Below are 13,000 nucleotides of genomic sequence, written 5' to 3'. Positions count from 1 at the left end.
GATTGAATAATTAATCTTTATATAAACGATAGGTTAATCCGGCCAGCAGTACACGCCCCGGCTGACCGGGCATTAACCGGTCGGTATAATTTAAAATATTGTCGGCCGTAAGCCTGATACTTAAATGCTGTTTCATCAGTTTTTTTTCGAAAGCGGCATTGAGCATAAAAAAGCCATTTACAAAGGTGTCGTAACGATCGATAAACTGGTTTCCGTTACGGTCGCCGAATGGATATTTGCCCCTATAATTTACGCGGATGTTTAAACTGGCATCCCATGGGCGATAGTTATAAAATGCCTTAAAATTAGCCATGTGACGTGATCGGTTTTCAATTCCCCAATAATCTGAAGGTTTTGGCGCATAAGAATTTCCTGTTGCCGGATCGTGGATATTTTGGTTATAAGGATAATGACCAGCCTTAATGCTGTCGATTACGCTGAGGTCTTTCGCAATCAGGTATTGATAACCCGCACTTAATTCTAAATTTTTAAGCGGACTCACGGCAAACGATACATCTATACCTTTATTTACCGCTTCAGGAAGATTTTGATAAGTATAAATATTCCGGTTTCCACTACCTGTTGCCACTTGGATGCTGTTGATCTGGTTGCGTAAGCTGTGGTGAAATACGCCTGCCTCTACTTTTACATTATCTTTAGGTTTCCACTCGAAACTTAAATTTAACGAAGTGCTCCGTTCTGCCTGCAAATTCTGATCGAGCTGATTCAATAAAAACTGTCTGATCTCGCTGATCTGCCCCTGCTGATCCAGCTGGTTTAGCGTTTGTCTTAACACTTCGTTACCAATGACCAGGTAATTGGCGGCCGGATTATAAAAAACAAGGTACCTCGTTTTAAAATCTGGCGCTTTAAATCCAGTTCCGGCTCCCGCTTTAAAGGTTAAACCAGGTACAATTTTATACTGTAAACCTAAACTAGGGTTCAGTTTGCTACCGTAGGCATTGGTTAAATCGTAACGCAGGCCCGCAACCAATCCCAATTGTTTGTTCAGCTGCCAATCACCTTGCAAAAAGGCAAAACCGGTACTTACCGAACCCGGATTAGTGAGTGACACATCATTCATGGTTTCGATACTGCCACCTAAACCGCCCGTAAATTTAAGTTCATCGCTGATACCATAAGCAAATTGCTGTTCGAAACGGTGCAGGTTCTGCACAAAAACATCTTTGGTAATGCTGCTGTTCGTTTGCTGCCAGTCTACACTTTGATCGGACCGGAAATTGGTAAAATAATAACGGCTCATGCTGCGCAATCCCGAATTGAAATTATGATCAAAAGTGGCCGAAAGGTTTAAATCCTGCTCATCCTGACTATCGCCGGAAATAATGCCCAAACCAAAATCTTTAGCCATAAACGATTTCCTCAACCCATACCTGCCGCTAAAACCAAGTGTACTTGTTGGTGTTAAACGGTACCTCAGCCTGCCTTGCAATGCATAATTATCGTAAGGTGGTGCTGTTGTCCCCTGCTGAATGTATTTTGGATTGGTATTAAAACCATCCGTGCGATAATAATTGGCAGAAATATTGGCCGATCCCCTTTGTGAAGCGAATGGTGTTTCGCCTTCGAGGGTAATATCGGCAATGTTTAAACTCCCGTAATTTGCTGCGATAAGTGCCTGTGGCTGTAAAGCGCCATAGCGGGTAACGATGTTAATCGCCCCGCCGAGCGCCTCGCTTCCGAAGAGACAGGAAGATGCACCTTTAATAATTTCGATCCGTTCGATATTGGAAACGCTGATCCTGGATAAATCAAAATTTCCGCTGTTGCGACCAACCATGGGTTGCCCGTCAATTAAAATCATCACGTATTCGCTGCTAAAACCCTGCATCTGCACACCTACTGACCGGGCACCACCGCCAATGTTATTTACAATCGCAATCCCGGTTTGTTCTTTCAATACCTCATCAAGCCTTCTGCTACCCATCAGTTCGATGGTGCGCCTGCTGATTACGGTAACAGGCATGGCGCTGCGCTCTAATTTCATCAGGTTATCCGGGGCAGCACGGTTTTCGGATACGGCAACCTCGTTAAGTTCGAGTTCATCGCCTGATAATTTAATGATCAGGTTATTGGCAGCTATACCAATTTTAATATTATTCTGGTAACTGGCCTTACCAACCATGGTTACCGTAATACTGTAACTACCTGCAAATATCTTGTTGAAAACAAAATTACCTTTGGCATCAGTTTCAGTGGTATGTCCGTCAGGTTCCAGGCGTATGGTTGCACCGCGTAAAGCTTTACCCTGTTCATCGCTAACCGTGCCTTTTAAACTTCCATAATCCTGTGCGGTAACGTTTAGATGAAAAAATGCAAGGAAAAATATGATAGCGGATAGTTTAAACATGTTTACTTTTATTGCTTCAGAATCAGGCTTTTAACCTTTTTCCTATTATCTTCTTAATCTTAATCTGTTTTCAAACATGATACTTTCTACACCTGTTAGCAGAAGAAGATCTGTTTTATTGACTGTAATTTTATCTGTTGTGGCCAGTTTGCTTACAGCCAGTTTTTTTGTTCCATTGATGAGTTCCAAGGCTGCACTGAGGCAACTTTCGGTTGGATCCCCCAGAACCGGGTTATCTACACCTTTTACGGCAACATCAGGCTGCATGCCCGTAAAATAATCCGACCAGCCATTGGCATTTTTAATTAAAAAACTGCTCAGGTAAACACTGTACTGATCGATGTTGATGCCGAAAAAGCCTACAGGTTTGCCATAGGTTTTCTCTCCGATGAGTTTGACATCGAAATAGGGTTTCAAGCTACTGATCAGCATTTCGCTGGCCGACGCGGTATTACCCGAAACGATGAAATAAACGGATTCAATAGTCTGTAAACTTCCTTTTTTATTGAATTTATAGGTATTGCCCGCTATGGTATAATCTACATCGGCCATGGTGGCATTACGCCCATTGTAAACAGCCATTTTCCCATTGGCATCTAAATAAGGTTGATGCTTTAGTATAGCAGCAGTACCGTTCTGCATGGCCGGGTTAAATACCTCGCTGTACATCACCTTACCATTCAAACTGGCTGGTATAATTAAATCCGCCACATATTCTGCAGTTTCTAGATAACCACCGCCGTTGCCCCGCAGGTCGATTACAATAGCTTTTGGATTGGCAGTTGCGAGTTCGGCAAAGGCCTGATCTAATACCGCTTTACTACTGCTTAATGAAGGGAATGAACCCAATGCCAGATAAGCGACAGTCTTATTTCCACTTGGAATTATTTTACTGGTAAGCACGGCTGTACTCGGGATTCCTACCCCTGCGGTACTTCCGGGAATACTTCTCCCCAACTGCAGATTAGAATATTTTGGATTTTCGAAATAAACAGGCAATTCGTAGGGGCTCCCGGTAGCTGCGTTTATTTTAAGTTGCGAAATATCGAATAGCTCCTTCCTAAAAGTAGTAATATCGGAACCGATCCCTACATATTTTTGCCTTGGGTTAAACTCGGCATAACCTGGCAACGCATCATTCCATAGGTATACCTGTTTCGCATACAAAAAGATAGAATCGAGCGTAAACTGACTGCGTGTGCCCGTTGTTGGCGAAATAATTTCGTCCGCATCATCAACAGAAACCTGTGCCTTTTTACAAGCAGAGGTTCCCATTAGAATCAGCGTTAAGAGCGTGGTATATATTTTTAAGTTGTGCTTCACTTCCTTAATTTGTGATCGTAATCAGCTCATCAAAGTAGCCAAAAGCTGAGCCTGCCGCATAATACTCTCCACCAGGGAAATTGTAGATATAAAGGTCGTACTGACCGGTAGGCAAGTTTTCTGGTACTTTTAAAGTTAATTGACCTGTTTTCGCCTCTTTAATCGGAAGTTCGTAAATCTGTTGATTATCCAGATTCCGGATGGTAAACTTAGTGAGCTGTTCAATCCTGTTTGTGCCGTTTAATGTAAATTCTTCCCCGAGTTTAAAGGTTTTCTTTAAAACAGCTATTTCTTCCAGGCTTACACGCGGGAAACCAGAAGATATGCCAAAAGTGCGTTCTATAATAACAGTTCGTTGTCCGGAAACAACCTTCAATTTATAAATGCCATCCGGTGTTGTGCTGCCCAAAGTTACATTTATGGCAATTGGGGTAATTGTTCCGATGGCAAGCTCTTTTTCAGTATTATCGGCTGTATTGATCAGGTAAACCTTTGTCTGATTCTTATCAGCAATGATATTATCACCACCAATAGCGATGTTATTCCCCCTTAACGCGTAATTTTTTGTATTGTAAACTAAAACCCCGCCGGTTACATTTATTTTAAGTAACGGCTGATTGATTACCTTTTTAATCAGATATTCTTTAGTGGCACCATTCTGCGCAGTTACCACAAATTTGGTTGTTTCTTTAAAAGCTATGCTTTGTCCTGAAGCCGGACTAACCGTTGCCCTTTCAGATAATACAATATCTGGCACAATATTATCTGGCACTGCCTGGTTGGATGGCCAGTATATAATGAGGTTCTTTTCGTCTATTACCGCTTTCAACGGATTTCCGGCTGCATCTTTTATTGTAAAGCTTACAATGTCGGTATAAGGAAAATCTTCGTATTCCTTTTTACAGGAACTAAATATGCTTAATAAGCATAAAAGAAAAAGATAATATGAACTGGCAGAGAAGCGTTTATATATTGTATTCATAATCTATTATTGTTAGGTTTGCATTTTTAAAGCCCGCAAATATGGTCTTACCAAAGGCTGATATTTTTAAAACGATTCGGGGATTATCCCCTTAATTTGGGTATTTATGATTTATAGAGCGGTATTAGTGGTATCGCTCTTTTTTTAACTGAAGGTTTGTTTATTTCAATCTTTTGATGTGGAAATTAACAGTGGTATTGTAAGTACCAGAAGTGGTTACCCCATCAAGCTGAACTGCATAAAGTTGTGTTGAGGCAGAAACAGAAGTGTTATTACCTACAAGTGCATATCTTTTAGCAACAGGTGTAATGGTGCGGAAAGTTCTGTCGTAATCGTACCAACCCGTTACAGCCGGAACAGAATTGTTGATTCCTAAAGTACTGATACCTCCTAGTGTAACACTTGCAACATCTGTTAATGTAATGTTCGCTACATCGGTGATGGTTGCAGAATCATAGTAACCCAATTGGTAGGTTCCAACCACAGTGATGTTTCCATCAAAGTTATTGTCGAAGTTTACCTGATTAGTAGTACTTGATGGTGCATTATTTAACAAATCGTAGCCAACTGCTGTCCAGGATGTTGGAGAAGTAGACGAATTGGTTACTACGCCTGCCTGTGTACCGCCTACAGGTATAACTGCCTGGGTATTCTGTAAAGCAAGTTTATTGTCTGGTTGAGCAGCATCTTTTTTACAGGCGGTTCCTAATATGGCTAAAGTTGCAATTGCAAACGTAAGTTTTAAAAATTTCATTTTCATTTTTTTAAGATTTATGATTTTTTATATAAATGGGAATAATCTCCCGAATCGTTTTTCAATGGTATAGGTTGTTATTTAGCAGTTACGGTAACGGCCCAGTTTAGTGTGAGCAATGGCCAGGTACCAAATGCTGCTGTTGGTGTATATACGCCTGGCGGCACAGTTTCAGGAATCCGGATTACCGCCTCTATTCTGTTGTAGGATACAATTGGTAAAAGCGTTTTCTGCCCGTTTACCATGATGTAGAACTCTTTAAAATCGTTAAATACAGTTGTGGTGGTTACAATTTTAAAGGTTTCACCCTGTTTAGCGGTTACCGGACCATAGTTTATCCCTGATCTGCCAAAAACTACATTTACAGGATTCTTCATTTCTGCAGTTAAAGCCTGTACCTTAACCCTGATTTTGTAAGCGCCCGGCTCCAATGTCTGTGGAGCCATCAACCGCCCGTAGGTATAAGTTTTAGTGCTGCCTATCATAGAAACAGTTACTGCCGGAGCGCCAAATGATGGAGAGGGCAAAAATTCGTATTCTTTATTGTTGGCATCTACCAGATATGCCTTGATCTTTTTGATATCCGAAACATTAAAATTGCCCTGAAGCGCAATATCTGCACCACCTATGGCAATGTTAGCAGTATTGGTAGCCGTTGACAGTTCGGTTAGTACCAATGGCGATTCCTGATTTAATTTAATAATCAGTGTATAGGTTGAGGTACTTTGATCGGCAGCTATTACAGTATAGATCTTTTTGGTATCCAAAACTTCTACCGGAGCAATGGCTTCTTTGAGTTTAGCCCCGGCCGAAAGTTTGATTACAGGCTCTATTACATCCAGTTCGTAATAATATGGCAGATAGAGCGTAATGGTTTTATCGGTTTCATCAATGGCCCCGAAAATATCTCCATCCGATACGGCAACCTTAAATTCGGTGATTTTATTTGCAGGAAGCGGATCCAAACCAATTGTTTTTTTGCAGGCGGCAAGCGTGGCAACTGTTAATATAATACAAAGCAGTTGCGTTAATTTATTCTTCATTTTAATGATTGTATTGATTTATTTGTGAGCTTATTTGATTTCGAATTTTGTACTTCCTTTTGGCACAATTACATATTCAAAAGTGAAATACATGTGTGGGGTGGTCCTGAACCATTTATCGGCCGTAAAAGCATCCTTATAACAGCTGATCATTTTGATCTTGGCATAATCGCCTTTGGCAGTACGGATGATTATAGTTCTTTTCTCGGGCATGGCGTAGGCCACATGCTGTTTATCGTAACTGCCATCCCCTCTTTTTGTTCCTCCAAAATCATAGAGGTACCAACCGATGCCTTCACCAAAATCTCCTTCATCGTCGGTACCAATGGTTTTAGTGATGCTCAATGTGCCGTCTGTCGGTATATCGGTAACCTGATCAAATGGTTTTTGTATGATGGTAATCGCACCTGTACCTGTGCTTCCGGCGCCAAGGCTAGTACTCGACTGACCATTATTACTGCTTAAAAAGCTATTGTAAAGTCCGCTAAAGCAGATATCCCAACGATTGGTTTTAGCGTATAATAAAGGAACAATTGCTTTAGTTTCTAAACTGAATAATACAGCTGTTGGTGGCACGGTGGGGTTTGCATCATCCGTTTCTACAGCTAAATTTTCTATACGTTGTAGCTTAAAGTATGGTGTACCACCTTCAGTTTTGGTAGGTACTTCCTTTTCAGGTTCGGGCGCAACAATTTCATCTTTTTTGCAACTGGCGAAAAGTACTATGAATACAAAACAGATTAATGCCCATTTAACCAGGTTTTTGTTTATGGTAATTGATTTATTCATCTTCTTTATTTGGTCTGTAAGTTTTTGCTACCATCCTGCTGTACATAATATTTAAAGGTGTAATAAGGCGCAGGCCAGTTTAAATCGGTAACACTAGGCGGATTGCCCTTGTAAGCATTGATTAACTGTAATTTGGCGTATTTGCCGTCGGGCAACCTGATGGCGTAGGTGCGGTTGGGGATAGCCTGCATAATGTGGGTATTGAGACTATAAAAAAACCATCCCTTTGATGCTGCAGACGATGCCCAGCCTATTTTGGTTACTTCACTGGCATTAAAGGCCTGATCGGATGGTGCCTGGTTAACCGTATCGTAAATTTGTTCCAACTGTAATACTGCGCTTTTTGCTGTTCCGCCGAAACCAGGGTTGTACTGATAATCTTTATCGTTAACATAAACCTCACTGTTGTAAGGACCGGTGAAAGCTAAATCCCAGTCTTTTGTTTTCAGCCACTGTGCCGAATCGGCTGCATTATGGATCCAGATCTGTTTCTGATCCCTGAAGCGGAAAAGAAAAGTATAAAACGGACGTACTTCTTTACCAGGAGTTCCACTGCCCATGGCGGCCTGTGTATCGCCGGCAAGATCGGTAATTACCACACTTTTGCCATCCTGTAAAACTTCATTCGGATCCAGTTCATCTTTCTTGCACCCACCAAAAGCGACCGTTAAAAGCAAAAGACCAGCAGTAATCGCTTTTTTATTGAACCGGCAAGTGTATTTTGTGTACTTCATTACGGATATTATTTTTAATCATTCTAAATAAGAACACTGCAAACATCCATATTAAGCGCCATAAATGGTTTGTGCAATCCGTATTTTAATTTGTGCAATCCGTATTTTCTTTTGTTCAAAGCGTATTTTTTTAGTCTCTATTTTGCACAAATTGGTTAATTAAATCTTACATAAAACTCATCAAATAAATGATTATAAGATTGTTAACCAACTATATCAGTAACTCTTTCTTCAAAAAAATACATTATGGCTAAATTCCTAACGAGGCTCAAATACTTGTATTTAGATTAATTAAACACTTTTTTTGTCCCGATAACAAAGCCTACATGAGTATAAAAAAACATTACATTATATTAGTTACTCTTTCTTTTTCCCTTATCCTGCAGCAAGCGGCCGCACAGGCGAAACGTATTATTAGCCTAAGCAGTGCCATTAGCGAAACGGTAAATGCATTAGGTTACGGTAAAAGTATTTTAGCTACCGATGTAACCAGTGTTTCGCCCGAAGAAATTAACAGATTACCAAAAGTGAGCCGCAACAGGTCGTTCTCTGTAGAAAGCATTACCGCTTTCCGTCCTGATCTTATTTTGGTACCCGAAGGCGATTTCTCTAAAGAAAACCTCTATCAGTTTAAGTCACTCGGCATTAGGGTGGTGAGCATCCGCCAGGAATTTTCGGTTGAAGGGGCTACGAAATTTATCAGGCAGATTGCCGCAGCCATTGGTGATAAAAACCGTGGTGAACAGCTTGCACAAAAAACAGAGAACAGCGTTAATAGCACTTTAAGCCAGTTAAAAAAGGGAAATAAGACTCCGAAAATATTGTTTATTTATGCCCGGGGTGTGGGCACCATGAACGTGGCCGGAAAAGGCAGCAGTATTGATGCGATTATTAAATTGGCCGGGGGTAAAAATGCCATACAAGAATTCAGCGATTTTAAACCCTACACCACTGAAGCGCTGATTAAAAGTAATCCGGATATCATTCTGATGTTCGATTTTGGGTTAAGCAGTTTAGGTGGCAAGGAAGCCTTTTTAGACCTCCCCGGCGTAGCTTATACCAATGCAGGAAAAAACAAAAGGATAGTAGAAATGAACGGACCATTGCTCATCAACTTCAGCAACCGTTTACCCGAAGCCATTAAAACATTAAATAACCGTATTTTATAATGAAAAGAACCGTTATTTATACCTGCCTGAGTGCAGGATTACTGGTTTCCATCTGCTTTTCCCTTGCACTGGGCGCCATGCGCATCCCTTTAAAAGAAGTAATCGATACCCTGACCCATACCATGGGTTTTACTGTTTTTGGTGGTACAAATCACGGAATAAATGAAGGCGTAATCATGATGATCAGGCTACCGCGTACCTTAATGGGTGTACTGGTTGGTGCTGCACTGGGCATATCCGGCGCAGCCATACAGGGCATATTCAGGAATCCTTTGGCCGAACCGAGTTTGGTAGGTATATCAGCCGGAGCATCTTTAATGGCGGTATTGATTATTGCTTTCGAGACTTTGTTATTTTCGAGCCTAAGTCAGGTATTGGGTTATTATTTATTGGCTTTTGGTGCTTTTGCCGGTGCAGGCATTACCGCTATGCTGGTGTATAACCTTTCGAAAGTAAACGGGCAAGCCAATGTTTCAACCATGCTTCTTGCAGGTATTGCCATTAATGCCATGGCAGGGGCTTTAACCGGACTGGTAACCTATCTGGCCGACGAGCAGAAACTCCGCAGCATTACCTTTTGGATGATGGGCAGTTTGGGTGGTGCTACCTGGCAAAATGTAAGCTGTTTGTTCCCTTTTGTGCTTATACCCATAATCGGACTCCCTTTTCTATCCAGGGGATTGAATTTATTTGCCATCGGCGAAAGTCAGGTAGAACTGATCGGGCTAAACCCCAACCGCATCAAAATATTGGTGGTGGTACTAGCGACTATGGCCGTTGGGGCTTCTGTAGCCGTTTCGGGTATTATCGGCTTTATCGGATTGCTTATCCCCCATCTTACGCGTTTGCTGGGCGGTGTAGATCACCGTTTTGTGCTTCCGGTTTCGGCATTAATGGGGGCTTTGGTGCTTACCCTGGCCGATATGGTGTCGAGATTGATTTTTCAGCCCATCGAATTGCCTATCGGCGTGGTTACTGCTTTAATGGGTACACCCATATTTTTATATATCCTCATTAAAGACAAAAAGAAATTAGTTAATTAAATACCGGTTATGCTTAGAGTAGAATCCATCAGCTATAAATTAAATAACAGGCCGCTGTTAAAAGATATCTCATTCAGTATCAGGCCGGGCGAAATGGTTGCGCTTTTAGGATCAAACGGTGCGGGTAAATCAACCCTGATGCGTTTGCTTTCGGGCGAACGAAAACCCGATACCGGACGTATTATGCTGTATGGGGAAGACCTTGCGGCTTATAACCGGAAAATTTTGGCTACCAAGAGGGCTTACCTGCAACAACATAATCCCATTTCGATGGCCTTTACTGTAAAAGAAGTGGTAATGATGGGCAGATATGGTTTAAAAAGTGGCTCATCAGCAAAAAACGACCAAACAGCACTACTCGAAACCATGAAACTATGCGGTTTAACCGATCTTTCCGACCGATCAATGCTAAGCCTTTCGGGTGGTGAACAACAGCGGGTGCACCTGGCCAGGGTTTTGGCGCAGTTGTGGGATAATAAAGATGCTGTATTGCTTCTAGACGAACCAACCAATAACATGGATCTTCAGTTTCAGCACCAAACCCTGGCTATTGCTGCTGCGATGGCAAAAAAAGGCTATATGATTATTGTGGTACTGCACGAGGTTAACCTTGCCGCGCAATATGCCAGCCGGATCATTATTTTAAAAGATGGGCGGAAATGGTGGGACGGTACCCCGGTACAGGTACTTACTCCACAACACATATATACGGCATTTGGCATCCATGCACAGGCCTATACCGACCAAAGCAGCCTGAAAACTGTTATTGTACCGAAAGAAATTAAACTGGATGCAGCAAAATTCAATTCCAACCTGCAAGTGCTCCACCAACCCGTTTATAAGTTAAAAACTACCGAAACCGATGAATTAATTAACCTCCAATCCGTAAAGATTTAAATCTCCGCTAACTATGAAAAACATTCAAAAACTATTCAATACCGCGCAAAGTATCAGCCAGCTACCTCAATCGGCCTGTACCGATGCCTTTAAAGAAACCATTTTAAAAACCATAAACGATTATTGCAGGTTAAAACGCCTGTTATTTTCGGAAAAAAGATTATGGATCGCCTTTAAATTACTGGAAGTAAGCGATTTTACCCATCCCGAATCACTTTGGCTGATGCTTAAAGAAGATAAAATGCCCATCAGCATCGGTTGTGTGTACAGCAACCTCAAACTAATGGAAGCGGCCGGAATAGCCGAAGCACAGAGTGCTGGATCGCGGTTAATCCTTTACAAGATCAGAGCCGCACATCACTAGGTAATATACCGTAATATTTTTTAAAGGCATTGGTAAAACTGGCCTGGTGTTTAAAACCGATATTAACACCAACTTCGTACATGTTTTTACCTTCTTCCAAAATCAACCGTTTGGCTTCTTCCATCCGTAACCGGGTTACGAAATCGTAAATGGTACTGCCAAAATATTTTTTAAATCCTGTACGCAATTTAAACTCATTGAGCAGGATCATTTTAGAAAGCTGTTTGTGCGTTGGCGGATCGATATAATCGCGTTCTAAAATCTCGCGGGCTTCTTCCAGTTTGGGGATATCACGGTCGAGGAGCGATTCCCTGCCTCCCTGTATATGCTGACTAAATTGTTCCAACTGGTACATAATCAGCTCGGTTATCCTGGCATCGGTAAAAAGGCGTTTTAATTCGCCATCCTGTCTGCAAGAAATAATCGCTTCTATGGATCTGCGCATTTCGGGCGTCATAAAAAGATCGTGTTCGGCAAAAGATGTCGAAATTCCTTTTTCCATTTCCTGTACAAACTGCTCGTGCAGTGGTGAATAAAGATCAACCAAACGCAGGTAATAATCCTTTGATAAAACGATCAGGAAATAAACAAATTCTACATCGGGTTTAACATCGTAAGCTTCTTTGGCAGAAGGTATATAACGGATATTATGCCGGCTGCGCCCGTATTTTGCCGATTGTTTGCCGTTGGGATTTGAGCTGTTTTTATTGCTAAAAATAAACTGGCTGGTAATGGCCTCACCTTCTACTTCGGTGAGGATGCGGGCCGGACCATCGAATTTCATTTCCGAATGCACCAAAAACAGACCATTTGTTGAGAGCTGATAATTTTTGATCCCCACAGGGGCATCTTTTATGGTAATTGATTTTTCGGATAATCGGTGATCGGGAACATACTTATCTGGAATCTCTTCCATGAACAGAAAATCTTTCTGATGCTCTATTCTTGCCTTTACAATCATTTTCCGGTTAATTAATATTAATCATAGATTAGACAAATATAGTAATATTATTTATATCAATTCTAAATAAGAAACTTTATATAGTTCTATTCGTGGAAAATCATGTGAACAGAACCCAGTACTTTAACAATTAAATTTAGGACGGGACAAACTGATATAAACTGGGTTTTTCATAATAGGTTGAATGAAAATTTTACCACTAGGTTTATAACCTGGTTTCTTCTTCTTTATAATTTCAGCAATTGCCAATACAAGAAGAATAATCGGCTAAATTCAATAAAAAGGTATTGGAAAATAAACAGAGAATAACCATACATTTGCAACAAACAATAGAAACAACACAACAATAAACAATATAAATAGCACAACTAAAAACAATAGAAATAGCACAACCACAAACTACACAACAATAAAAAAATCTAATTGATGTTATTGCATTTATTAGAAACGAAGCAAGAACTCTAAAGCAGGAGATGTTAATGCATTAGGTCTTAATAGACTGGCTAGAATATCATCAGAACAAATTAAAAGGCAATGGCGACACCAAAGGAAAAATTTGCAGAAGCATTA

Annotated in this window: 12 protein-coding genes; 4 read left to right on the top strand and 8 right to left on the bottom strand. The window is 41.0% G+C overall.

Annotation, left to right across the window (positions count from 1 at the left end; translation table 11 throughout):
• Window positions 1-10: 10 nt before the first annotated feature.
• The 7 genes from R2S57_RS04735 to R2S57_RS04705 form a co-directional block, all read right to left on the bottom strand.
• On the bottom strand, window positions 11-2,371 hold the full coding sequence (locus R2S57_RS04735) for a TonB-dependent receptor (protein WP_316843944.1): 2,361 nt from the start codon (window positions 2,369-2,371) through the stop codon (window positions 11-13).
• A gap of 45 nt (window positions 2,372-2,416) precedes the next feature.
• Complete coding sequence (locus R2S57_RS04730; protein ID WP_316843943.1) at window positions 2,417-3,646, bottom strand: S41 family peptidase; 1,230 nt, start codon at window positions 3,644-3,646, stop codon at window positions 2,417-2,419.
• Between the two features lie 52 nt (window positions 3,647-3,698).
• Window positions 3,699-4,676: a hypothetical protein gene (locus R2S57_RS04725; protein WP_316829110.1), complete on the bottom strand. Its 978-nt coding sequence runs from the start codon at window positions 4,674-4,676 to the stop codon at window positions 3,699-3,701.
• Window positions 4,677-4,836: 160 nt separating this feature from the next.
• Window positions 4,837-5,430 (bottom strand): hypothetical protein, encoded by a 594-nt coding sequence (locus tag R2S57_RS04720; RefSeq protein ID WP_316829111.1) that lies wholly within the window; start codon window positions 5,428-5,430, stop codon window positions 4,837-4,839.
• Window positions 5,431-5,507: 77 nt separating this feature from the next.
• Window positions 5,508-6,473, bottom strand: coding sequence for a hypothetical protein (locus tag R2S57_RS04715; protein WP_316829112.1), 966 nt, complete (start codon window positions 6,471-6,473; stop codon window positions 5,508-5,510).
• A gap of 30 nt (window positions 6,474-6,503) precedes the next feature.
• On the bottom strand, window positions 6,504-7,262 hold the full coding sequence (locus R2S57_RS04710) for an HmuY family protein (RefSeq protein ID WP_316843942.1): 759 nt from the start codon (window positions 7,260-7,262) through the stop codon (window positions 6,504-6,506).
• A gap of 5 nt (window positions 7,263-7,267) precedes the next feature.
• Window positions 7,268-7,996, bottom strand: coding sequence for an HmuY family protein (locus R2S57_RS04705; RefSeq protein WP_316829114.1), 729 nt, complete (start codon window positions 7,994-7,996; stop codon window positions 7,268-7,270).
• A 326-nt stretch (window positions 7,997-8,322) separates the two neighbouring features.
• Here R2S57_RS04705 and R2S57_RS04700 point away from each other — a divergent pair, with 326 nt between their 5' ends.
• Genes R2S57_RS04700 through R2S57_RS04685 form a run of 4 tightly spaced genes read left to right on the top strand, consistent with a single transcriptional unit; the run spans window position 8,323 to window position 11,469 of the window.
• Window positions 8,323-9,165, top strand: coding sequence for a hemin ABC transporter substrate-binding protein (locus R2S57_RS04700; RefSeq protein ID WP_316843941.1), 843 nt, complete (start codon window positions 8,323-8,325; stop codon window positions 9,163-9,165).
• Complete coding sequence (locus R2S57_RS04695) at window positions 9,165-10,208, top strand: iron ABC transporter permease (protein ID WP_316829116.1); 1,044 nt, start codon at window positions 9,165-9,167, stop codon at window positions 10,206-10,208. The genes R2S57_RS04700 and R2S57_RS04695 overlap by 1 nt, the downstream gene beginning before the upstream one ends.
• The gene (locus R2S57_RS04690) at window positions 10,209-11,105 is read left to right on the top strand and encodes a heme ABC transporter ATP-binding protein (RefSeq protein ID WP_410479065.1); all 897 of its coding nucleotides are present in this window, start codon (window positions 10,209-10,211) and stop codon (window positions 11,103-11,105) included. It abuts the gene before it with no gap.
• Between the two features lie 13 nt (window positions 11,106-11,118).
• Window positions 11,119-11,469: a transcriptional repressor gene (locus R2S57_RS04685; protein ID WP_316843940.1), complete on the top strand. Its 351-nt coding sequence runs from the start codon at window positions 11,119-11,121 to the stop codon at window positions 11,467-11,469.
• On the opposite strand, the gene R2S57_RS04680 is transcribed toward R2S57_RS04685, so the two are convergent.
• Window positions 11,450-12,430, bottom strand: coding sequence for an AraC family transcriptional regulator (locus R2S57_RS04680; protein WP_316843939.1), 981 nt, complete (start codon window positions 12,428-12,430; stop codon window positions 11,450-11,452). The genes R2S57_RS04685 and R2S57_RS04680 overlap by 20 nt on opposite strands.
• Window positions 12,431-13,000 lie beyond the last annotated feature (570 nt).

Source organism: Pedobacter psychrodurus, from assembly GCF_032678585.1.
GTDB lineage: Bacteria > Bacteroidota > Bacteroidia > Sphingobacteriales > Sphingobacteriaceae > Pedobacter > Pedobacter psychrodurus_A.
Note: the sequence above shows the minus strand (reverse complement) of the source record. Positions and strands in the feature narration are given on the sequence as shown.

Excerpts from the sequence above, each read along its gene's own strand:
- R2S57_RS04720 (WP_316829111.1), bottom strand. The coding sequence starts at position 5,430 with ATGAAATTTTTAAAACTTACGTTTGCAATTGCAACTTTAGCCATATTA.
- R2S57_RS04715 (WP_316829112.1), bottom strand. The coding sequence starts at position 6,473 with ATGAAGAATAAATTAACGCAACTGCTTTGTATTATATTAACAGTTGCC.
- R2S57_RS04685 (WP_316843940.1), top strand. The coding sequence starts at position 11,119 with ATGAAAAACATTCAAAAACTATTCAATACCGCGCAAAGTATCAGCCAG.
- R2S57_RS04705 (WP_316829114.1), bottom strand. The coding sequence starts at position 7,996 with ATGAAGTACACAAAATACACTTGCCGGTTCAATAAAAAAGCGATTACT.
- R2S57_RS04695 (WP_316829116.1), top strand. The coding sequence starts at position 9,165 with ATGAAAAGAACCGTTATTTATACCTGCCTGAGTGCAGGATTACTGGTT.
- R2S57_RS04735 (WP_316843944.1), bottom strand. The coding sequence starts at position 2,371 with ATGTTTAAACTATCCGCTATCATATTTTTCCTTGCATTTTTTCATCTA.
- R2S57_RS04680 (WP_316843939.1), bottom strand. The coding sequence starts at position 12,430 with ATGATTGTAAAGGCAAGAATAGAGCATCAGAAAGATTTTCTGTTCATG.
- R2S57_RS04725 (WP_316829110.1), bottom strand. The coding sequence starts at position 4,676 with ATGAATACAATATATAAACGCTTCTCTGCCAGTTCATATTATCTTTTT.
- R2S57_RS04700 (WP_316843941.1), top strand. The coding sequence starts at position 8,323 with ATGAGTATAAAAAAACATTACATTATATTAGTTACTCTTTCTTTTTCC.
- R2S57_RS04730 (WP_316843943.1), bottom strand. The coding sequence starts at position 3,646 with ATGGGAACCTCTGCTTGTAAAAAGGCACAGGTTTCTGTTGATGATGCG.
- R2S57_RS04710 (WP_316843942.1), bottom strand. The coding sequence starts at position 7,262 with ATGAATAAATCAATTACCATAAACAAAAACCTGGTTAAATGGGCATTA.